Source organism: Mesorhizobium sp. L2C084A000 (assembly GCF_000502875.1).
Classification (GTDB): domain Bacteria; phylum Pseudomonadota; class Alphaproteobacteria; order Rhizobiales; family Rhizobiaceae; genus Mesorhizobium.
Window position 1 is genome coordinate 170,168 of the sequence record NZ_AYWX01000004.1, and the last position, 21,699, is coordinate 191,866.

Sequence of the window (21,699 nt, forward strand, 5' to 3'; positions counted from 1 at the left end):
GCAAAGCGTGATCCGTTACGCGAAACCCACCTCGGTCGACGAAGCGCTCGCTTTGCTTGGCGAGGGCGCCTGGCGCATCCTTGCCGGCGGCACCGATTTCTATCCGGCACAGGGCAGCAAACCCTTCCGCGACAATGTTCTCGACATTAACGGCCTGGGTTCGCTGCGCGGCATTGCCGAGACGAGCGACCATTTCGTCATCGGCGCGCGCACGACCTGGACCGACATCGTCCGCCACCCCTTGCCGCCGGCCTTCGATGCCTTGAAACAGGCGGCGCGCGAGGTCGGCTCGGTGCAGATCCAGAACGTCGCCTCGGTCGCCGGCAATGTCTGCAACGCGTCGCCGGCCGCCGACGGTGTGCCTGCCCTGCTCGTCCTCGATGCCGAGGTCGAGCTGCGCTCGGTGGCAGCCACGCGGCACCTGCCGCTGCAGGACTTCATTCTCGGCAATCGCCGAACGGCTCTGCTGCCCGGTGAGATGGTCACGGCCATCCGCGTGCCGAGACCCGCTGCTACGGGCATGTCGGCTTTCGTCAAGCTCGGCGCGCGCCGTTATCTCGTCATTTCCATTGCCATGGTGGCGGCACGTCTGGTCGTCGACAACGGCCTTGTCCGGCAAGCGGCGGTCGCCGCCGGCTCCTGCTCGGTGGTGGCCAGGCGGCTGGCCGGCGTCGAAGCCGCGTTGTGCGGGCTGCCGGCGGATGGCGGACTTGCCTTTGCGGTCCTGTCCGCGCCGATGAGCGAACTGTCGCCGATCGCCGATGTGCGCGGCAGCGCCGAATACCGGCTCGATGCGGTGCGCGAGATTGTTGCCCGCGCCCTGCTCGCGGCTGTGGGCCGGACGACTGGCGAAGAGGTGGCGGCATGAGCCAAATTCAGCCTGACGCGCGTGAAGCCTTGCCCGATCCGAGCAGTGCCCAGCCAGGCTTCGGCGCTGCGCGCGCCGATATCGTCTTCGAGGTCAACGGCGCCGCCGTCTCGGTCAATGTGCCGCCGCTGCGCCGGCTGTCTCTGGTGCTGCGCGACGAACTGGGGCTGACCGGCACCAAGGTCGGCTGCGATGCCGGCGATTGCGGCGCCTGTACGGTGCTGGTCGACGGCGATCCCGTCTGCGCCTGCCTGATGCCGGCGGCTTCCGCTGCCGGCGCATCGGTGACGACAGTCGAAGGGCTTTCCAACGGCCGGCTGTCGGCGTTGCAGGCCTCTTTCCTCGCCTACGGCGCCGCGCAGTGCGGGATCTGCACGCCCGCCCTGTTGGTTGCGGCGACGGCGTTGCTGGAGAAGAAGGCGAGCCCCACCGAGGTCGAGGTACAGGACGCGCTCGGCGGAATTCTGTGCCGCTGCACCGGCTACCGGAAGATCATTGCCGCAGTGATGGATGCCTCCGTGCAGGCAGTAAGCCTGGATTTCCGCTTGCCTCCATCCGGCCACGCGATCGGCTCCTCGCCGATCCGACTCGACGGCGTGCCGAAGGTCACCGGGGCTGAGAAATTCGGCGGCGATTCCTTCCCCGCCGATGCGCTGGCCGTGCTGGTGGTCCGCTCGCCGCATTATCACGCCGCTTTCGCCTTCGGCGACCTCGACGGCTGGGCGAAACAGCATCCTGGCATCGCCGGGGTCTTCACCGCCGCCGACATTCCGGGAAAGAACTGTTTCGGCGCTATCGGCCCATTCGCCGACCAGCCGGCGCTGGCCGAAGGTTTTACTCGTCTTCGCGGCGAGGCGGTGGCGCTGGTCGCCGGCGAGCGCGAGGCGATCCTCGATCTCGATTTGTCGGATTTTCCTATCCGCTGGAGCGAACTGCCGCATTTTCTGCAACCCGCCGAAGCGCAGGCCGAAGGTGCGGCGCTGATCCATGAAAGTCGGCCGGCGAACCTGCTCACCTCCGGCCTGGTCGAACGCGGCGACCCCGAGACGGCGCTTGCCGGCGCTGCGTTCACCGTGTCCGGCGCCATCGACACCTCCTATGTCGAGCACGCCTATATCGAACCGGAAGCCGGCTATGCCTATCTGGACGGCGACACGCTGGTCGTCGTCGCCTGCACCCAGGCGCCCTATATGGACCGCGACGAGACGGCGAAGGTGCTCGGCCTTGCCGTCGACAAGGTGCGCATCGTGCCGACCGCGACCGGCGGCGGTTTCGGTTCCAAACTCGACGTTTCGTTGCAGCCGCTGATCGGCCTGGTGGCGATGAAGACGGGGCGGCCGGCGGCACTTGCCTACACCCGCACCGAATCGATGATCTCGACCACCAAGCGCCATCCGGCCGAGATGAAAGCGACCATCGGCGCCGATGCCGACGGCCTTGTCACCGGCATGATCTTCGAAGGTGACTTCAACACCGGCGCGTATGCAAGCTGGGGGCCGACGGTGGCCAACCGCGTGCCGGTGCACGCCTCCGGACCCTATGCGACGCCGAATTACCGGGCCGAAGGCCGCGCCATCCATACCCATGGACCGATCTCCGGCGCCTTCCGAGGCTTCGGCGTGCCGCAAGCGACGATCATGCAGGAGACGCTCTATGACGAGCTGGCCGGCAAGCTCGGCATCGACCGGCTCGACTTTCGCTTGAGGAACTGCCTTCGAAACGGCTCCGAAACGGTTACCGGGCAGCTTCTGGAGTCCGGCGTCGGCATTGCCGAATGCCTGGAATCGCTACAGCCGCATTGGGTGCGCGCGACGGCTGATGCGGATGCATTCAACCGTGCCAACAGGGATAGAAAGCGCGGCGCTGGCGTCGCGTCCTGCTGGTATGGCTGCGGCAACACCTCGCTGCCCAACCCGTCGACAATCCGGGTCGGCATCGCGGCTGACGGCACGGTCATCTTGCATCAGGGCGCCGTCGATATCGGCCAGGGTTCGAACACCGTTATCACCCAGATCTGCGCCGACGCGCTCGGCCTGCCGCTTGAGAGATTCCGGCTGAAAAGCGCCGATACGGCGATCAGCCCCGATGCCGGCAAGACCTCGGCCTCGCGCCAGACCTTCGTCACCGGCAAGGCGGCCGAAAAGGCCGGCCGCGCCTTGCGTGAAAAGATCCTGCGCTTTGCCAATGTTTCCGAAAACGCAGCCCTGCAACTCGACGGCCCGGCGATCGTCATCCGCGAAGGCGAAGCTGTCCGCCGCATGGACCTCGCCTCGCTCGACGTGGACGCCGAAGGCTTCGTCTTCCGCGCCGAGGAGACCTACGATCCGCCGACGCTGCCCCTCGACGCCAAGGGCCAGGGCAACCCATACGCCGTTTACGGCTATGGCGCGCAGATCGCCGAACTGGAGGTCGACCTCAAGCTCGGCACGGTGAAGCTGCTGAAAATCACCGCCGCGCACGATGTCGGCAAGGCGATCAACCCGCTGCTGGCCGAGGGCCAGATCGAAGGCGGCATCGCGCAAGGCATCGGCATGGCGCTGATGGAAGAGTATATCCCCGGCCGCACCGAGAATCTGCACGATTACCTGATCCCGACCATTGGCGACGTGCCGCCGATCGAGACCATCCTGATAGAAGTTCCGGATCCGGAAGGACCCTTCGGCGCCAAGGGGCTGGGCGAGCATGTGCTGATCCCGACGGCGCCGGCAATCCTCAATGCCATCCGCCACGCCACCGGCGTGCTGGTCACCAAGATACCGGCGACGCCGACGCGTATCCGCGCTGGCATCCGCGAAAAAGATGGTATCCGCGAAAAGGAGGCACGCCGATGAGCGAGCTTGCCGAGCGCTTCGAAACCCATGATCCCGGCGAGAAGCAGGTGGCGGAGAAGATCCGCTGCGATGCCTGTCCGGTGATGTGCTACATATCGGATGGGCGCACCGGCGCCTGCGACCGCTACGGCAATGTCGGCGGCAGGATCGTGCGGATGGACCCGCTGACGATCCTCGATCATGCGGCCGAGACCGGCGCGGCAATCGTGCCGTTCATTGCCGAAGGCGAGGCATGGGACGGCGAACTGGTTAACACCGGCCGCCGCTTCGTCACGGCAATAGGCGCCGGCACCACCTATCCCGACTACAAGCCGGCGCCGTTCATCGTCAGCCAGGAAGTCGAAGGCGTCGATCTCGTCACCGTGGTCACCGAAGGCATTTTTTCGTATTGCGGCGTCAAGGTGAAGATCGACACCGACCGTCATATCGGACCCGAAATGGCTGTCGTGCGATCGCAAGGCGAAGCGATCGGCCATGTCACGACGGGAGAATATGGCTCGCAGATGCTGTCGCTGGGCGGTGTGCATCACCTGACCGGCGGCTCCAAGGCCGAGGGCCGCGCCACCTGCGACGCTCTGCTCAATCTGTGCAACCGCAAGCCGGTGGAATTGGCCATCGACGGCGGCGCCACCATAACAGTCGAAGCCGGCAAGGCGCCTATCATCGACGGCAAGCAGGAACACCGCATGCGCGTCGGCTGCGGCTCGGCCACCATCGGCATGTTCGCCACGCAATGGCGCGGTCTGGTCGACGAGGTGGTGGTGGTCGACGACCACATCACCGGCGTCGTTTCCGAGCACCAGGCTGGCAAGGTGCTGGACTGGCAGGAAACGGGTATAAAAATAATCGGCCGTCGTTCGACGCCGGGCCGCTATTTCAAGGTCTCCGAACCCGGCCTAGGCTGGGGCGGCACCAGCATTTCCGACCCACTGTCGATCCTCGGCGAGTGGAACGTCAAGAAGGGCGCGCGGCCGGGCCTGTCGCTGCTGATGGTGTCGACCACCGGCGAGCAGTTCGCCTATTACGAACTCGATGACGATCTGAAGCCGGTGCAAAAGCGTTTTCCCGAAAGGCTGCAAAAGTCCGTCGAGTTGATCGAGGACAATTGCGAACCGGCTTTGTGCACCGTGCTGTTCATCGGCGGCGCCGGCGGTTCGCTGCGTGCCGGCGTCACCGAAAACCCGGTCAATCTGACCCGTTCGGTGCAAGGCCTGACCACCTATGTGACGGTCGGCGGCGCGCCGGTCTATGTCTGGCCGGGCGGCGGCATCACGCTGATGGTCGATGTCACACGAGTGCCGGAAGGCGCCTTCGGCTATGTGCCGACACCGGCGCTGGTGGCCCCGATCGAGTTCACGCTGCGCCGCGACGACTATGTCAGGCTCGGCGGCTACGAGGCCGAGATACGCAGCGTCGAGGACATTGTCGCAAAAGGCGGTGAGTACCTGAATCCGCGCCGCGGCACAGGCGCCGAAGCCAACAATCCATGGCCGCCACTCGCGCAGCTACGTCGTGCTGGCCCGAACGGGGCCGGGTGATGCAAGGTCCGCAAGCCCATTGGCTGCAGGACGGCAAGCGGCTGCATCTCAACCACGGGCCGATCGACCTGATCGTCGAGGTTTTTGGTGAGGCGGATGAATGCCGCCGAGCCTATGAACAAGCCGTAGCGCGGTTCCAGACGATCCTGATGGAACTGGTCGAGGAACTCCCCGAATTGCGGCTGCCGGCGTTTTTCCTGGCGCCGCGCACCTTCGCCGGCCCGACGGCGCGCCGCATGGAGGCAGCCGTCATGCCCCTGGCGGAATGCTTCATAACACCGATGGCCGCCGTCGCGGGATCGGTAGCCGACGAAATGCTCGCTGCATTGCTTGAGGGTCGCAAGCTCGATCGCGCCTATGTCAACAATGGCGGCGACTGCGCAATCCATATCGGCAGGGGACAGTCGATGGGATTGGCGGTCGCCGGCACCGGCAACGGCATGGCCGACCGGATCACGATCCGCGCGGAAGATGGCGTTCGTGGCGTTGCCACCAGCGGCTGGCGCGGCCGCTCCTTCTCGCTTGGCATTGCCGACGCCGTCACCGTGCTCGCGCGGACTGGCGCCGAGGCCGATGCGGCGGCGACCCTCATTGCCAACGCAGTGGACCTGCCCAGCAATCCCGCCATCAGACGCATTTCCGCACATGAACTGTCGCCCGACAGCGATCTTGGCTCGCGGCTGGTGACCCAAGACGTCGGCACGCTTGCACCTGGCGAAGTGGCGCAGGCGCTGGACAATGGCCTTGCCGTCGCCGAAGATTTTCGCCGGCGCGGCCTCATTGCCGGATCGGCGTTGTTTCTTGGCGGTGAGGCCCGCATCAGTGGCTCGGTTGCGCTTGCCGCGCCCAACAAAAGTTCGAGGGAGGAGGTTGCCCATGCCTGAGTTTCCGATCCGCAAGATCGCGGTGCTGACCGAAGAGATTTTTCACGAGGGCGGGCCGGTGGCCAGGGTGCCGCGCCGCCGCGCCGCCGCTCTTGCCGTGGTGAAGAATCCGTTCGCCGGGCGCTATGTCGAGGAGCTGCAGAGCGCCATGGATGATCTAAAGCCGCTCGGCCTGCTGCTCGCCGACCGGCTGATCACGGCCCTCGGCGGCGATGTGAAACAGATCGACGGCTATGGCAAGGGCGCCATTGTCGGCACAGCAGGCGAACTCGAGCACGGCGCGCTCTGGCATGTGCCCGGCGGCTACGCCATGCGCGAGCGGCTCGGCGACGCCAAGGCGATCGTGCCCTCGGCCAAGAAGGTCGGCGCTTTCGGTTCGAAGCTCGACGTGCCGCTCGGCCACATCAACGCCGCCTATGTGCGCAGCCATTTCGACGCCATGGAAGTCGGCATGTCCGATGGTCCGCGCCCCGACGAGATCCTGTTCTGCCTCGCCATGACCTGCGGCCCGCGCATCCACGATCGCATGGGTGGTCTCGCGGCCGATGACATCAAAGCCTGGGATGGCTTGCGGTGAGCGGCGAGGACAATCTGCTCAAGCTGGTCGAGGTCGAGGCGCCGGACGACCAGGATTACCTCCTGCAGGAGCAGGTCGGCTTCATCCTGCGCAAGGCGCATCAGCGCCATGTCGCGATCTTTGCCGCGCATATCGGCGACCTGACGCCGCCGCAATTCGCGGCGTTGGCCAAGCTGCGTGACGTCGGCGAGACCTCGCAGAACCAGCTCGGCACGCTGATCGCGATGGATGCGGCGACGGTGAAGGGCGTCATCGACCGGCTGAAGGCGCGCGGCCTTGTCGAGCTTTCCAGGCACGAGGTCGACAAAAGACGGCTTCTGGTCAATCTGACCGCGGCAGGCCGCGATGCGATCGAGCGCCTGATCCCGCTGGCGCGCGAGATCACCCAGGAGACGCTGGCGCCGCTCTCCGCCAAGGAGATCGCCACCTTCATGAAGCTGCTGGTGAAGCTGGCTTAGAGCGGCGCTGCCGCGAGAATGGGCCGACTAGCAAGGCCTTATGTAATATAGCTGTCGGAGAAGAGTTCGCCTCAGGCGAATGCGGTTAGCTCGTCGCTTGTCGATTGACACCAAAGATGATTGGATCGATCAAAACGGGGGCGTTTGTGGGGCAGCTTGTTCAAGGCGACGACGGATCGCCCGTAGAGGAGGTCGGCGCCTGGGCCAAAACTAAGCACGAGTATCTATGTCGTTATGTCGACATCAGCCGTGGCGTCCGATCAAAATGGCTCGATCACGGAAAGGCTGGAGCAACTCTGATTGATCCGTTCTGTGGACCGGGCAGATGCAGGATTCGCGGCACCAATGAGTTCATTGATGGCGGTGTGGTTGCTGCCTGGAAGAAGAGTGCGGACAGCAGAACGCCATTCTCTGCGGTATATATCGGAGATATCGAACCCGGGCGGGTTGAGGCTTGCAAGAAACGGCTACAAGCGCTGAACGCTCCGGTCGTGGCTTTCACGGGTAATGCTGTTGCCACCATCAAGACGGTCGTCGGCGTTGTGAACCCTCATAGCTTGAATTTCGCATACCTGGATCCTTACAACCTGGAGACGCTCAACTTCGAGATGATCAGCACGCTGTCAGACCTTCGGTACGTCGACATGCTTGTACATGTCAGCCAAATGGACCTGCAGCGGAACCTCGACAAATACTCGTCGGGCGACTCGACGGTGTTCGATGCCTTCATTCCTGGCTGGCGTGACGCCATCAAAGCGGGAAACGCCAAGGCAACACGCCAGGCAATTTTGCGTTATTGGTCGGAACTTGTTGGACGACTCGGCGTATGGCCCTCCCCCGAACCCAAGCTAGTAACCGGACCCGGCAACCAGCCGCTATATTGGCTTCTGCTAGCCGCCAAGCATGAACTCGCTCTGGCGTTTTGGAAGGTCGCTGCCAACAACCAAAGACAGGGCAACCTTTTCTAGGCGGTAGCTGACGGCATCTCATCGTAGATACGACCATTGAGCATACGACCGGCGGCTTTCTTATTATTGCCTCCCCACTGCTTGAAGAAGAATGCCGTGCCCGCGCGTCGGCACATCGTTTCGATCTCGTCGACCCAGTGAGGATTCATATCCCGTGCCCCTGGCCCGCTTTCACCGCCAACGATTGCCCATTGAATACCGGTGAGATTGGCACCGGCCACAGATCCAATCAACGGCTCTAGAGAAACGAACCGGATTGCTGCTGGCACTCGGCGAAGGTCATCGAGTCTGCCCAGCACTCGATGGTCTTCAACGCTGGTCCCGAGCCAGACATTCGGCAGAACGGGAAAGTCGCCACGCGTCAGAACCTTGGCCATGACTTCCGGGCGCTTCGTTAGAATCTGATAAGTATGCCGTGGCGTCTCTTCCATCACAGCCCATACCTGCCGAATGAAATCGGCTGGCACATCGACATGAAAGAGATCGGACATCGAGTTCACGAAGACGCGGCGTGGTTTTGACCAAGTTGCGGGGATCGACAGCGATTTCGGATCGGTGATGACTTTGCCGGTCCACTTCGCCCGGCCACCCGTCTTCCGTGTTAAGCCCTGGTACTTGTTCATGCCCATGGCATCTAGTCGTGCCGCCATGCGCATCGCGTAGCAGTTCGTACAACCGGCGGTCAGGATCGTGCAGCCGGCCACCGGGTTCCACGTCGCGTCGGTCCATTCGATCGAAGTCTCAGCCATAGGAAGATTCTCCTTCACGTTGATGGTTAATTCAAGGTGATGAAGCTTCCGTTATCGAGTTCGACGGCTGAAGAGGTTCCGGCCATAGCCCACCAAAGAGCGGGAGAGCTATGGCCGAATTCTAAACACCGGAGCTACCTTCTCCGGCAATAGCGTTCAGAGGCCGTTGTCCTTCAGCACCTGGGCAGCGTTTTCCTTGGTGATCTTCTCGGTCGGCAGAGTGATGGTCTTTTCGACCTTCTCGCCGTTGAGGAACTTGATCGCCTGGCGCAGGCCTTCGGCGCCGGGAGTGACATAGGTGAAGGTCGCCGTCAGCTCGCCCTTGTTCACCATCTGCACGCCTTCATTGGGCAGGCCGTCGATGCCGATGAACTTGATGTCCTTCTCGCGGCCGACATCCTTGGCGGCGAGATAGGCGCCATAGGCCATCGGGTCGTTGTGGCCGTAAACGAGATCGATCTTCTCGTTGCTCTTCAGCGCGTTGGCCATCAGATTGTAGGCCTGGTCCTGCTTCCAGTCGCCCGATTGCTGGTCGAGCAGATATTTGATGCCCGGTTCCTTGTCGGTGAATTCATGGAAACCGTCATGGCGGTCATGCGCCGGCTGGGTGCCCATGCCGCCCCAGATCTCGACGACGTTGCCTGCAGCCTTGCCCTTGCCGCCAAGCAGTTCGACGGCATATTCGCCGGCCGCGCGACCGATCAGCGCGTTGTCGCCGCCGACGAACTGCGTGTAGTCCTTGGTGTCGACATTGCGGTCGAGCACGAAGACCGGGATCTTGGCGTCGATCGCCTGCTGCACGACGCCGGTCAGGCCGGCAGATTCCTTCGGTGACACCAACAGCGCATCGACCTCCTGGCGGATCAGGTTCTCGACATCGGCGACCTGCTTTTCGGTCTTGTCCTCGCCGTCGGTGATGATCAGTTCGACCTCGGGATGCTTGGCGGCTTCGGCCAGGATGTCCTTGTTGAACTGCGCGCGCCAGGGCTCGATGGTCGTCACCTGCGAGAAGCCGATCTTCCACTTCTTGTCCTGGGCGAAGGCATTGCCGGTGGTCAGAAGCGCGGTGGTGGTCAGCAGCGCCGCGGTCAGGGCGGCAAGCTTCAGCATGTCACGTCGTTTCATTTTTTGTTTCCTCCGAGATTGAGAGACGGTGTCTCTTGCGACGGCCGCTTTGCCGCGGCCGTTTCCTTGTGCGCCGATTGCCCGCCGGGCAGGCGCAGATAGGCCAGGAGATCACCGGCATTGCGCTCCTGCACGAGCACGGTGCCGATGATGATCATCCCCTTCAGCACCAGCTGAAGGTTCGAATTGATGTTGTGGAGCTGCAGGATGTTGGAGAGCAGGCCGAAGATCAGCACGCCGCAGAACGTGCCGGTGAGACTGCCGCGGCCGCCCATCAGGCTGGTGCCGCCGATGACTACGGCGGCGATGGCATCGAGCTCCAGCCCGGCGCCGGCATCCGGCTTGCCTTGCCGGTACTGCGCGACATAGAGCACGGCGGCGATGCCGGCGAGCAGCCCGGAGACAGCATAGGTAGCGATCTTGACGCGGCCGGCGGCGATGCCGGAGAGGCGCGCCGCCTCCTCATTGCCGCCGATGGCGTAGACATAGCGGCCGAACGGCGTGAAGCGCAGCACCGCGCCATAGATCAGGATGGCGCCGAGGAAGAACAGGCCCGGCATCGGGATGATGCCGAACACCAGCGAGCGCAGTATCTCGAAATCGGCGGTCGCGTTGGAGCCGGTATAGACCGGCAGCACGGCATTGTTCTGGCCGGCGGTCAGCCGGGCGATGCCGAGCGCCGTCACCATCATCGCCAAGGTGACGATGAAGGGCTGCAGGCGCCCGGCAACGATGATGAAGCCGTTGAGCGCGCCGAACAGCAGGCCGACGCATGGCGCCACCAGCAGCACGCCGAACACGCCGAATTTCGGCTCGATCTGCGGCAGCAGAAACCACAGCGACAGGCAGCACAGGACCACGCCGACGACGGCGGGCGTGACCACCCCACGAATCCCGTCCAGCCTGATCTCGCGGAGGAGATCGGCGCCGGCGCGGGACTTTGCCAGGTTCTGGAAAATGAAGCGGGTGACGACGAAACCGAGGCAAAGCGCCACCAAAGCGACGGTCGGCACGCCCAGCACGACGCCTGGTGTCACGCCTGGAACCGTCAGCAGCATGGCGCAGACCACCGAGCAGATAGCCATCAGCGAGCCGACGGAGAGATCGATGCCGCCGGTGATGATCACAGCCGTCATGCCGGTGGCGATCAGGCCGGTGGTCGACACCTGGCGCAGCACATCGAGCAGATTGCCGTAGGAGAGGAAGATGTTGTTGCCCTTCGAGCTCATCGGCGAGCCGAGCACGCCGATCAGGAAGATGGCGATCAGGCCCCAATAGAGCTTGGTTCGGGACAGGAGTTTCAGGGCAGTCATGCGGCTGGTCTCGATATGGTCCGACGCGGGGCGGCGAGGCGCATGATGGCCTCCTCACTGGCCGCGTCGCGGGAAAGAATGCCTGTCTGGCGGCCATCGGCCATCACCAGGATGCGGTCGGAGAGGTGCAGCAGCTCCGGCAGTTCGGAGCTGATGACGGCGATGGCGAGGCCGTCGCGCGCCAGCCTGAAGATCAGGTCGTAGATCTCGCGCTTGGCGCCGACATCGATGCCGCGCGTCGGCTCGTCGAGCAGCAGCACCCTTGGCCTGGTTGCCAGCCACTTGCCGATGACGACCTTCTGCTGGTTGCCGCCCGACAACGTACCGGCGGGCTGATCGATGTCCCGGCAGCGGATGCCGAGGGCCTCGACCGCCTGCCGCGCCAGCCCCTGCTCGCCGGCCAGCGAGCGGATGCCGAAGCGGGCCAGCGAGCCGACCAGCGGCAGCGCGACATTGTCCGCGATCGAAGCCTGCAGATGCAACCCTTGCGTCTTGCGATCCTCGGTCACCAGCGCGATGCCCAGCCGCCTTGCATCGCGCGGCGAACGGATATCCATGCGCTGGCCGTCGATACGGATTTCGCCGCCGGTGCGGCCATCGCTCGAACCGAAGATCGCTTCCAGGATCTCGGTGCGGCCCGAACCCAGCAGCCCGCCAATGCCAAGGATTTCTCCAGCGGCAAGATCGAAGCCGACGCCGTCGATCACCGTGCGCCAGCCATGCGCATCGGGCTTCGACAGCGACAGGTTTTCGACCGAAAGCACGGTCATGCCAGTGGTGTTGCGCTCTTCCTGGGAGGAAGCAAGCAGGTTGCGGCCGACCATCGCCGAAATGATCGCATCTTCGTCGAGCCTGGCCATCGGCTCGGTCAGCACATGGCGTCCGTCGCGAAACACGGTGACGCGGCCGGCCAGATGCATGACCTCGTCGATGCGGTGCGAGATGTAGACGATGGCGACTCCGCTGTCGGCAAGCTGGCGGATGATGCGGAACAGCCGCTGGCATTCGGCCGGCGACAGCGCCGAGGTCGGCTCGTCCATGATCAGGATGCGCGCCGACATCGACAGCGCCTTGGCGATCTCGACCAGTTGCTGCTCGCCGACACGCAAGGCGCCGACGCGGGCTTGCGGATCGAGTTCGATGCCGAGCCGCTGCAACAAAGCACCCGCCGCGCGGCTGCTTGCCTTGCGGTCGACGATCAGCCCGGCGATCAGCTTCTCGCGGCCGAGGAAAATGTTGTCGGCGACGCTGAGCTCGGGCACCAGGTTGAGCTCCTGATGAATGATGGCGATGCCGGCATCCTCGGCGTCGCGCACTCCGGCGAAGCTGACGGGGCGGCCATCGACGCTGACCGTGCCTTCATAGCCGGTATAGACGCCGGAGAGGATTTTCATCAGCGTCGACTTGCCGGCGCCGTTCTCGCCCATCAAGGCATGAACCTCGCCGCGCCGCAGCTCAAAGCTGACATCGACAAGCGCGGCGATGCCGCCGAAGCTCTTGGAAATGCGCTCGGCACTCAGAACGGTGTCCGACCGATCAGTCGCATCGTGCTGCGGGGAAAGGGAATTGCTCTCTTGCATGACAATGGCGGCCTCCCTTCCGTCGTCGTCAATTTCCCGCAAACGCTAATCTAAACGTTTCGATCATGTCAAGCCGATATAAGGTGCCGGGCGTTTGATGCAATTCGATTCTTGCTTAAAAGGACAGGATTCCGTACGTATTGGCCAGCAAGGGGTGGCGAAACGTTTCGAAAATGACAGCGTCAGGGCAAAAAAGACACCGCAAATCCACCGCGCCCACCATGCTCCATGTGGCTGAAGCGGCGCGGGTTTCTGTCGCCACCGTTTCGGCGCTGATCAATGGCACGGCGACGGTCAGCCCGGAGCTTAGCCAGCGCATCGAGCAGGCGATCCGCGATATCGGCTACAAGCGCAACGCGATCGCCCGCAGCCTGAAGATGGGCACGACCCGCACCATCGGACTGACCGTGCCGCACATCACCAACCCGTTCTTCACCGATGTCGTCTCGGTCATCCAGCAGGCCTTCGACCGGGCCGGCTATGCCGTCATGCTGTGCTGCACGGACGAGGATTTGAACACCCAGGACGACCAGATCAGGCTGCTGCTCGACCGCATGGTCGACGGGCTGATCGTGGCGCGCGTCGGCGACGGCGCGATCCTCAAGCGGATCGTCGACGACGCCAACGTGCCGGTCGTGCTGCTCGATCGTATCTGCAAAGGCGTCGACACCGATGCCGTGGTGCTGGACAACCAGCGCGCGGTGTTCGACGCCATCACCTATCTGATCAATCTCGGCCACCGGCGCATCGGTTACATCACCGGCACCTCGGACATCTCGCCGATGCATGACCGCATGGCGGGATATCGCGAGGCGCTTCACGCCGCCGGCCTGCCGATCGCCGAAGAACTGATCCGCTTCGGCAATTTCCATGAGATCGACGGCTATAACGAAACCATGCAGATGCTTTCCTCGCATGATCGGCCAAGTGCTATCTTCTCGGCCAACAACCCGATGGTGATCGGCACCATGAAGGCGATCCGCGACATCGGCCTGTCCTGCCCGGAAGACATTTCGGTCGCCTGCTTCGACGACTTTCCATGGTCCGACGTGTTCCAGCCGCAGTTGACCACGGTGGCCCAGCCGGTGCAGGCGATCGGAGAACAGGCGGCCAATCTGCTTCTCGACCGTCTCGCCGGCAACAGGGACGCGCCGCCGCGCAAGCTTTTGCTCAAGGGCCGGCTGATGATCCGCAATTCATGCCGTCCGCTCGGCGCGATTGCGCAGAGCGTGAGCGCGTAGCCTTCCCCCGGCGTAAGTCGTACCAGGATTTGTCAGGCCGCCTGCGACAAGGATTTGTGCGCCTCGGCCAGGATCTCGAACGATCGCACCCGCGCCGCATGATCAAAAATCTGCGCGGTGACCATCAGTTCGTCGGCGCCGGTGCGGCGCACGAAGGCATCGATGCCTTGCCGCACCGTTTCCGGGGAGCCTACGACGGCGCAGGACAATGCCTGGCCGAGCATTGTCTTTGCCATCGGATCGAGATCGCGGTCATAGTTCTCGACAGGTGGCGGCAGCCGGCCGGCCCGACCGGTGCGCAGATTGACGAAAGCCTGTTGCAGCGAGGTGAACAACAAACGGGCCTCCGCATCGGTGGGCGCGGCGAAGACATTGAGGCCAAGCATGACATGCGGCTTGTCGAGCTGCTCGGACGGCTGGAAGCGCGAGCGGTAGACATCCAGCGCGTGATCCAGCTCCGCCGGCGCGAAATGCGAAGCGAAGGCGTAGGGCAGGCCGAGCATGGCGGCGAGCTGCGCGCCGTAGAGGCTGGAGCCAAGGATCCAGACCGGCACGTCCTGGCCTTCGCCGGGCACGGCTCGGATGCGCTGGCCCTCCTCGGCCGGCTGGAAATAGCCCATCAGCTCGACGACATCCTGAGGGAAATTGTCGACCCCGGCCTCGAGATTGCGGCGCAAGGCACGGGCGGTGCCCATGTCGGTGCCGGGCGCCCGGCCGATGCCGAGATCGATGCGGCCCGGATGCAAGGCGGCCAGCGTGCCGAACTGCTCGGCAATCACCAGCGGCGAATGGTTGGGCAGCATGATACCGCCGGCGCCGACGCGAATGGTCTTGGTGCCGCCGGCGACATGGGCAATGACGACGGCTGTGGCCGCGCTGGCGATACCCGGCATGTTGTGATGCTCGGCCAGCCAGAAACGCTTGTAGCCCAGGCGCTCGGCATGGCGGGCAAGATCGAGCGAGTTGGCCAGCGACTGCGAGGCATCGCTGCCTTCGACGATCGGCGACAGGTCGAGAACGGAAAGAGCGGTCATGGGTGGGATCCTGTGTCAGGACCGCATGTAGGAAGCATCCGGCGGCGCCGCAAATTCAAAAATATTGATCAGCCTTTGACAGCTTCGGGGTCGGCGATGTCGTCCTCCTCGACGACAACCGCGTGCTGCGCGGAGAGAAAATTGCCGACATGGCTGAGCCCGTCGAAATGATCGCAGAATACCTTGATGACGACCAGCAGCGGCACCGCCATCAGGGCGCCGACGAAGCCCCACAGCCATGACCAGAAGGCGATGGCGATCAAGATCGCCACGGCGTTGATCTCCAGGCGCCGGCCGACCACCATCGGCGTCACGAACTGGCCTTCGACGATGTCGCACAAGATCACGAAGGCCGGCGCCAGAAGCGCGTAGAAGATGGTATCGAAGCTGATCAACGCCATGACCGTGACAAGCGCAATGGTGATCAGCGCTCCGACATAGGGCAAGAAGTTGAGCAACGCCGCGGCGGCTCCCCAGACCAGCGGATTGGGCATGCCAAGCGCCCACAGACCGAGAGCGATGACTGTGCCAAGGCCGGCATTGATGATGGTGACGGTGAGCAGATAGTGCGAGATTTCGCGCTCGACGTCATAGACGACGCGCAGCGCCCGTTTCTTTTCGCTGAGGCGGGCGAAGGACTGGATGATCTTTTCATAAAACATCGTGCCGGAGGCGAGCAGGAACAGCGACAGCACGAAGATGATGGTCAGGCCTGTTCCCGCCGACAGGATGTTGCTGGCGGCCGCCGACAGGATGCCGGACTGCGCCACCGCCACCCTCTGAATGCCCGGCTCCTGCGAAGTCTGGGTCAGCTGTTCGATCTGATGCGAAATCTGCATGATCTTCTCGAGCGGGCGGCGCAATTGTGCCAGCCGTTCGGCAAGTTGCTGGCCTATCGAAGAGGTGTTGTTGATGAGGTCGATGATCGGTCCGCTGAGCAGGTAGCCTACGCTGGCAAAGATGCAGATCGACACCAGCACCAGAAGGGTCGCCGAAATCACTTCGGAGATGCCGTGCCTGCGCAGGAGCCTAACGATCGGCGTCAGCGTCAGCGCCAGCAGGAAAGCCAGAATGACCGGCATGAAGAAAGCGCGAGCGAAGTAGAGTGCATAGATGGCCATGAACAGGAAAATGCCGACGAGCAGCGAACGCATCAGATGCGTGTCGGCGCGGGCCGCAACGCGCGAATCCGATTCGTCGGCGACGGCGTGAGCCAAGGCAGCGGGTTCGGTTTTCATGCTCACCCTCGAGCCGGCGCCCTCGGCGATCGGCTATTGCCTGCATGAACGCAGAGTTATGGGCGCAGGTTCCATGAGCCGGCTTCCGGAATGAGGCCGCTCGCACCGGACTCCGGGTCAGGCGACCGGCGCTGCCGGTGCCGGCTCAGCCTTGGCTGTTTCCTTGCGTACGATTGGCGCCACCCTGGTGCCGTAGAGTTCGATCGCCTTCATGATCTTGGCATGCGGCATGGTGCCGATCGCCATCTGCAGCAGGAAGCGGTCGTTTTTGAAGATCTTGTGCTGGGCGACGATCTTCTCAGCCACTTGCTCGGGGCCGCCGACGAACAAGGCCCCGTTCGGGCCGCGCGACTGGTCGAAATGCGCTTGGGATGTCGGACCCCAGCCGCGCTCGCGGCCGATGCGGTTCATCACCTCCGCCTGCGGGCCGTAAAAATCGTCGGCCGCCTGCTCGGTCGTCTCGGCGATGAAGCCGTGCACGTTGATGCTGGTGGCGAGGCCCGCCAGATCACTACCGGCGCGCTTGGCGGCTTCGCGGTAGAGATCGAACAGCGGCGCGAAACGCGCCGGCTCGCCGCCAATAATGGCGAGCGCCAGCGGCAGGCCGAGCGCGCCAGCGCGGGCGGCAGACTGCGGCGTGCCGCCAATGGCGATCCAGACCGGCAGCCTGTCCTGGAAGGGCCGGGGATAAACGCCGCGATCGTTGATCGGCGCGCGCAGATTGCCGGACCAGGTGACCTTCACGCTGTCGCGGATGGCAAGCAGCAGATCGAGCTTTTCGGCGAACAGCTCATCATAGTCCTCGAGGTTGTAACCGAACAGCGGGAAGGATTCGATGAACGAGCCGCGTCCGGCCATGATCTCGGCGCGGCCTCCCGACAGAAGGTCGAGCGTGGCTAACTGCTGGAACACGCGCACCGGGTCATCGGAAGACAGAACGGTGACCGCGCTGGTCAGCTTGATGCGCTTCGAACGCTCGGCCGCCGCGGCCAAGGCCACGACCGGTGCGGAGGCGGCATAGTCGGGCCGGTGATGCTCGCCGAGGCCGAAGACGTCGAGACCGACCTGGTCGGCCAGTTCGACCTCCTCGATCAGGTTGCGCAGCCGCTCATGCGGGCCGATTGCGCCGGGGCCCGGCTGCGGGCTGACGTCGGCGAAGGTGTAGAGACCGAGTTCCATCTAATGTCATCCTGATGTTGGAATTTGCCGCTAGACGTAGCCATCCGCCAACCTCGCTGCCAGAGGGGCGACGGTGAACAGTGCATGTCGTTTTCGACTCTATCTCTTCGTCGCAATTCCCAAGGGAAAGCGCTGCGCGCTTTTCCCGGGAAAACCGCTTCACATTTCTCCTGGAATTGCTCCAAAGGCGTCTCCCGGCTGCAACAGCCGACAATTTCATGGCTGCCATGCCGTTTTGGCGCTTGAACTCTCGGTTTTCGCGCGTATGTAAGCGTCGCGAATTGACTTCAGGGAAGTGGACTTGGCTATCTACAGGGAAAAAGACGTTTTCGAGCGGCGCAACGCCGCAAACGAGGCAAAGAAGGCGCTCCTCGAGCGCTTCAAGGCAAAGCCGGCGGCGGATGATCCCGCAGTGCTGGCGCGGCAGGCTGAACGCAAGGCTATCCTTGCGGCTCGCGAAATCCGCGAGGCCGAAAAGGCCCGGCTGAAGCAGGAGAAGCTGGCACGCGAAGCGGTCGAGAAGGCCGAGCGCGAGGCAGCAGCCGAAGCGGCACGTATCGCCGCCGAGGAAGCTGCACAGGCTGAGGCCAAGATTCGGGAATCCGAAGAGAACGAGCGCATCGCCCGTTTTCTGGCCGATGAAGCCGAGCGCAAGGCCAAGCGTGACGCGCGTTATGCGGCACGCAAGCAGCGCACCGGCAGGACGCCGCCGGGCTTCTCGGCCCGCTAGCCTCCAGGCTACGAAGCAATCGGCTTCGAGAATCAGGGTCGCCTCGCAGCGGCCCTGATTGTGTTTGTCCCATGCATGTCGCCCATAAGTGGTCCCGGTTTTGGGAGGACGACATGCATAAAACAAGAGCGCTATCGGTCAGGCGGCGAACTTCAATCCCATGATGCCGCAGACAATGAGCGCAATGCAGGCCAGCCTGATCGCGGTGGCTGGTTCGCCGAGCAGCCAGATGCCGAGCAGTGCCGTACCGACGGTGCCGATGCCGGTCCACACCGCATAGGCGGTGCCGACGGGCAGCGCCTTCAGCGCCAGGCCGAGCAGAGTGAGGCTGACGACCATCGAGGCAACGGTCAGCACGGTCGGCACCAGCTTCGAGAAGCCATCGGTGTATTTGAGGCCGATTGCCCAGCCGATCTCGAACAGGCCGGCGAAAAAGAGAAGAACCCACGACATCGACAACGCTCCATCAGAGCATCGGGCCGAAAAGCGATTTTCGGCGTCCGACGATCAGTCAAACAATGGCGGGTCGTCCCGTCCGGATTTTGGGGAAGCGCGAGGTCGTCCCCGCCACGCCAATATAGGAATTTCGAGCGCTCGATCAACAACGACCGGCAACAGCGCTGCCGGTCGCAATCCCATTTCGAAGCAAATCGGCCGGACTTACTTGTCCTTGAGCTTCATCGCCTTCACCGGCGGCGCCTTCAGGGCCGGAGCCGGGGCGGGCTTCTTGGCGTCCTTCTTCGGCTTGCGGGCTTCCTTGCCTGCCTTCATCGCACCTTTAGCCATGATTCGTTCCTCCTGATGTGGGAAGCGAAGTGAAACAAGAGAACCGCCGGACTGCAAGGGGTTAGCGACTGCTGCCGCCGTCAGCGGCTCGCTTTCAACCGGTTTCTAATTTGCTCGTAAACCATGGCGGTCCATGCCATGGTTGTCTTCGCACTGCAGCATCAACCCGTGCCTCCGCCCGGTGATCGTCAGGCAGGCCGTCAGGACGACAATGCGAATTCACATCGGCTGCGAGATGAGCTTCGACTTTCCGCAGGAAACGCCGCTCATCGCAATGCTGAATGTCCACTATTCGCGTGCCTCCGATCTCGAGCGGCCGGATTTCCTGATCTCCAACCCGCCGGTGCCGATCGAAAGCTATCGCGACAGTTTCGGCAACTGGTGCAACCGGTTCGTTGCGCCGCCCGGGCGTTTCACCTTCGGCACCGACGCGGTGATCCGCGATCCCGGCACTTTCGAGATGGGCGACCTGATGGCCTGGCAGCACGAGGTGCGCGATCTGCCGGCGGACACGCTGCTGTTTCTGCTGCCCAGCCGTTTTTGCGAAAGCGACCTTCTGGCTGATGAAGCGTGGCGGCTGTTCGGCAACACGCCGCTGGGCATTCCGCGCGTGCAGGCGGTCTGCGACTTCGTCCACAATCACATCGTCTTCAACTACGGCAATGCTCGGCCGACACGCACCGCCGCGGAAGCCTATCGCGAACAGAGCGGCGTGTGCCGCGACTATGCGCATCTCGCGGTCACCTTCTGCCGGGCACTCAACATCCCGACGCGCTATTGCACCGGCTACATCAGCGACATCGGTATGCCGAAACCATGGGCGAGCATGGATTTCTGCGCCTGGATGGAAGTCTATCTCGGCGGCCGCTGGCATGTCTTCGACCCGCGCAACAATGCACCGCGCATCGGCCGCATCCTGATCGCCTCCGGCCGCGACGCCGCCGACGTTCCGTTGACCCATATATTCGGGCCGGGAACGCTTGCCGGCTTCAAGGTGTGGACCAGCGAGATCATCGAGTAGTCGTTCTGCCTACCAGTCTCTAACGACAAACCTCTTTAACGACCGCCGTTTTTGAACGAGCCAGCGGTTCACACGTTGTGGTGGCTGTGGAGCTTCTTCCATCTGACCATTAGACTGGGTGTGCATCGAATGGGGACAGCACCATGGCCGGGCACGGCGGCTCAAAAAAGGTGATCTACGCGGCGCTCGCCGGCAATTTCGCCATCGCGCTGACCAAGTTCGCCGCCGCCGCCTTTACCGGCAGTTCGGCGATGCTGTCGGAGGGCGTGCATTCGCTGGTCGATACCGGCAATGGCGGCCTGCTGCTCTACGGCATGCACCGTGCCGCCCGCCCGGCCGACCGGACGCATCCCCTCGGTCACGGCCGGGAACTCTACTTCTGGAGCTTCATCGTCGCGCTCCTCGTCTTCGCGCTGGGCGCCGGCGTGTCGTTCTACGAAGGCGTGATCCATATGATGGCGCCGGAGCCGGTCGCCAACGCCGAGGTGACCTACATCGTGCTCGGCCTTTCCTTCCTGTTCGAAGGCAGTTCGTGGTGGGTGGCGCTGAAAGAGTTCCGCCAGCAGAAGGGCAAGCAGGGCTGGCTGCGGGCGGTGCAGTCGAGCAAGGACCCGAGCGTCTACACCGTGCTGTTCGAGGACAGCGCAGCACTTCTCGGCCTGATCGTCGCGTTCGCCGGCATCCTGGCGGCGGAAGTTCTGGAGATGCCGGAACTCGACGGCGCCGCCTCCATCGGCATTGGGCTGATCCTGGGCGCGACGGCAATCTTCCTGGCCCGCGAAAGCAAGGGCCTGCTGATCGGCGAGCCGGCCTCGCTCGAGGTGCAGATGAAGGTGCTGGCGATCGCCCAGCAGGATCCGGCGGTGCAGCGGGCGAACGGCGTCCTGACCGTCCATATGGGGCCGGCAGAGATCGTCGCCGGCCTGAGCATCGAGTTCGAGGACCATTTGACGGCGCCCGAGATCGAAGCTTGCGTCGAGCGCCTGGAGGCGCAGCTGAAGAAGGAGATGCCGGAGATCACACGGCTGTTCGTCAAGCCGCAGACGTCAGGCACCTGGGAGCAGCGGCGCAGGCTGATCGAGAACGCATCCGATCCGGCTCTGGACTAGCGCTGCGCCATTGCCTCACGGTCTTCCCCCGCTAGGATTAAAGGGACTTTGGAGGAGCGAAGATGAAAATCGACGGCGGCTGCCATTGTGGCGCCATCACCTACGAGGCGGAGGTCGACCCGGAGAACACCGGAATCTGCCACTGCACCGATTGCCAACAACTGACCGGAACGGCTTTTCGCGTGACCGTGGGCGCGCCGGAAGGCCACTACCGGATCACCAAGGGTGCGCCAAAGGTCTATATCAAGACAGGATCGAGCGGCGACAAGCGCGCGCAGGGCTTTTGCGGCGAGTGCGGCTCGCATCTCTACGCGACATCGGTTGGCGACGGGCCGAAGGTTTATGGCATCCGGGTCGGCACGGCGCGGCAACGTGAACAGCTGGTCCCGAGACGGCAAAGCTGGCACCGCTCGGCGCTGCCCTGGTTGCCGGAATTCCCAGGTATGACGACCAAGGAAGAGCAGTAGGGC

The 21,699-nt window shown here is 63.6% G+C and carries 21 protein-coding genes; 12 read left to right on the forward strand and 9 right to left on the reverse strand.

Translation table 11 applies throughout. The annotated features are described in order from the left end of the window. The first annotated feature begins 7 nt into the window (after window positions 1-7). The 7 genes from X735_RS154105 to X735_RS154075 all read left to right on the forward strand — a co-directional run bounded on the left by X735_RS154105 (window position 8) and on the right by X735_RS154075 (window position 8,124). Window positions 8-868, forward strand: a complete 861-nt coding sequence (locus X735_RS154105; RefSeq protein ID WP_023810736.1) for a xanthine dehydrogenase family protein subunit M — start codon at window positions 8-10, stop codon at window positions 866-868. Further along, window positions 865-3,699 (forward strand): molybdopterin-dependent oxidoreductase, encoded by a 2,835-nt coding sequence (locus X735_RS154100; protein ID WP_023810737.1) that lies wholly within the window; start codon window positions 865-867, stop codon window positions 3,697-3,699. The genes X735_RS154105 and X735_RS154100 overlap by 4 nt, the downstream gene beginning before the upstream one ends. Beyond that, window positions 3,696-5,237 (forward strand): 6-hydroxynicotinate reductase, encoded by a 1,542-nt coding sequence (locus X735_RS154095; RefSeq protein ID WP_023810738.1) that lies wholly within the window; start codon window positions 3,696-3,698, stop codon window positions 5,235-5,237. The genes X735_RS154100 and X735_RS154095 overlap by 4 nt, the downstream gene beginning before the upstream one ends. Continuing rightward, a complete protein-coding gene (locus X735_RS154090) occupies window positions 5,237-6,121 on the forward strand; it encodes a thiamine biosynthesis protein ApbE (RefSeq protein ID WP_023810739.1) in 885 nt (294 codons plus the stop codon). Before X735_RS154095 ends, X735_RS154090 begins: the two co-directional genes overlap by 1 nt. After that, a complete protein-coding gene (locus X735_RS154085; protein WP_023810740.1) occupies window positions 6,114-6,698 on the forward strand; it encodes an amino acid synthesis family protein in 585 nt (194 codons plus the stop codon). Before X735_RS154090 ends, X735_RS154085 begins: the two co-directional genes overlap by 8 nt. After that, on the forward strand, window positions 6,695-7,156 hold the full coding sequence (locus X735_RS154080) for a MarR family transcriptional regulator (RefSeq protein ID WP_023810741.1): 462 nt from the start codon (window positions 6,695-6,697) through the stop codon (window positions 7,154-7,156). Before X735_RS154085 ends, X735_RS154080 begins: the two co-directional genes overlap by 4 nt. A gap of 116 nt (window positions 7,157-7,272) precedes the next feature. Next, the gene (locus tag X735_RS154075) at window positions 7,273-8,124 is read left to right on the forward strand and encodes a three-Cys-motif partner protein TcmP (protein ID WP_031213061.1); all 852 of its coding nucleotides are present in this window, start codon (window positions 7,273-7,275) and stop codon (window positions 8,122-8,124) included. On the opposite strand, the gene X735_RS154070 is transcribed toward X735_RS154075, so the two are convergent. The 4 genes from X735_RS154070 to X735_RS154055 form a co-directional block, all read right to left on the reverse strand. After that, complete coding sequence (locus X735_RS154070; protein ID WP_023810743.1) at window positions 8,121-8,873, reverse strand: DUF5131 family protein; 753 nt, start codon at window positions 8,871-8,873, stop codon at window positions 8,121-8,123. The two genes, X735_RS154075 and X735_RS154070, sit on opposite strands and share 4 nt — an antisense overlap. A gap of 156 nt (window positions 8,874-9,029) precedes the next feature. Beyond that, entirely contained in the window at window positions 9,030-9,998 is a 969-nt protein-coding gene (locus X735_RS154065) for a substrate-binding domain-containing protein (protein ID WP_023810744.1), read from the reverse strand. Further along, window positions 9,995-11,311 carry an ABC transporter permease gene (locus X735_RS154060; RefSeq protein WP_023810745.1) on the reverse strand — a complete coding sequence of 439 codons (1,317 nt, stop codon included), beginning with the start codon at window positions 11,309-11,311 and terminating at the stop codon, window positions 9,995-9,997. The genes X735_RS154065 and X735_RS154060 overlap by 4 nt, the downstream gene beginning before the upstream one ends. Beyond that, window positions 11,308-12,891, reverse strand: coding sequence for a sugar ABC transporter ATP-binding protein (locus tag X735_RS154055; RefSeq protein ID WP_023810746.1), 1,584 nt, complete (start codon window positions 12,889-12,891; stop codon window positions 11,308-11,310). Before X735_RS154055 ends, X735_RS154060 begins: the two co-directional genes overlap by 4 nt. A 221-nt stretch (window positions 12,892-13,112) precedes the next feature. Here X735_RS154055 and X735_RS154050 point away from each other — a divergent pair, with 221 nt between their 5' ends. Then, window positions 13,113-14,132, forward strand: coding sequence for a LacI family DNA-binding transcriptional regulator (locus X735_RS154050; protein WP_023810747.1), 1,020 nt, complete (start codon window positions 13,113-13,115; stop codon window positions 14,130-14,132). A gap of 32 nt (window positions 14,133-14,164) precedes the next feature. Here X735_RS154050 and X735_RS154045 read toward each other — a convergent pair whose 3' ends face one another. The 3 genes from X735_RS154045 to X735_RS154035 all read right to left on the reverse strand — a co-directional run bounded on the left by X735_RS154045 (window position 14,165) and on the right by X735_RS154035 (window position 17,583). Next, the gene (locus X735_RS154045; protein WP_023810748.1) at window positions 14,165-15,166 is read right to left on the reverse strand and encodes an LLM class flavin-dependent oxidoreductase; all 1,002 of its coding nucleotides are present in this window, start codon (window positions 15,164-15,166) and stop codon (window positions 14,165-14,167) included. 68 nt (window positions 15,167-15,234) lie between these two features. Continuing rightward, window positions 15,235-16,404: an AI-2E family transporter gene (locus tag X735_RS154040; RefSeq protein ID WP_023810749.1), complete on the reverse strand. Its 1,170-nt coding sequence runs from the start codon at window positions 16,402-16,404 to the stop codon at window positions 15,235-15,237. 117 nt (window positions 16,405-16,521) lie between these two features. Beyond that, complete coding sequence (locus X735_RS154035) at window positions 16,522-17,583, reverse strand: LLM class flavin-dependent oxidoreductase (RefSeq protein WP_023810750.1); 1,062 nt, start codon at window positions 17,581-17,583, stop codon at window positions 16,522-16,524. 301 nt (window positions 17,584-17,884) lie between these two features. On the opposite strand from X735_RS154035, the gene X735_RS154030 reads away from it, so the two are divergent. Further along, window positions 17,885-18,313 (forward strand): DUF6481 family protein, encoded by a 429-nt coding sequence (locus X735_RS154030; RefSeq protein WP_023761392.1) that lies wholly within the window; start codon window positions 17,885-17,887, stop codon window positions 18,311-18,313. A gap of 138 nt (window positions 18,314-18,451) precedes the next feature. Here X735_RS154030 and sugE read toward each other — a convergent pair whose 3' ends face one another. Further along, on the reverse strand, window positions 18,452-18,766 hold the full coding sequence (gene sugE, locus X735_RS154025; RefSeq protein WP_023810751.1) for a quaternary ammonium compound efflux SMR transporter SugE: 315 nt from the start codon (window positions 18,764-18,766) through the stop codon (window positions 18,452-18,454). Between the two features lie 207 nt (window positions 18,767-18,973). Continuing rightward, window positions 18,974-19,099 (reverse strand): hypothetical protein, encoded by a 126-nt coding sequence (locus tag X735_RS1000000170250; protein ID WP_013528464.1) that lies wholly within the window; start codon window positions 19,097-19,099, stop codon window positions 18,974-18,976. Window positions 19,100-19,310: 211 nt separating this feature from the next. Here X735_RS1000000170250 and X735_RS154020 point away from each other — a divergent pair, with 211 nt between their 5' ends. The 3 genes from X735_RS154020 (at window position 19,311) to X735_RS154010 (ending at window position 21,696) form a co-directional block, all read left to right on the forward strand. After that, window positions 19,311-20,120 carry a transglutaminase family protein gene (locus X735_RS154020; RefSeq protein WP_023810752.1) on the forward strand — a complete coding sequence of 270 codons (810 nt, stop codon included), beginning with the start codon at window positions 19,311-19,313 and terminating at the stop codon, window positions 20,118-20,120. A gap of 143 nt (window positions 20,121-20,263) precedes the next feature. Beyond that, window positions 20,264-21,229 carry a cation diffusion facilitator family transporter gene (locus tag X735_RS154015; protein WP_023810753.1) on the forward strand — a complete coding sequence of 322 codons (966 nt, stop codon included), beginning with the start codon at window positions 20,264-20,266 and terminating at the stop codon, window positions 21,227-21,229. 62 nt (window positions 21,230-21,291) lie between these two features. Beyond that, complete coding sequence (locus X735_RS154010; RefSeq protein ID WP_023810754.1) at window positions 21,292-21,696, forward strand: GFA family protein; 405 nt, start codon at window positions 21,292-21,294, stop codon at window positions 21,694-21,696. Window positions 21,697-21,699 lie beyond the last annotated feature (3 nt).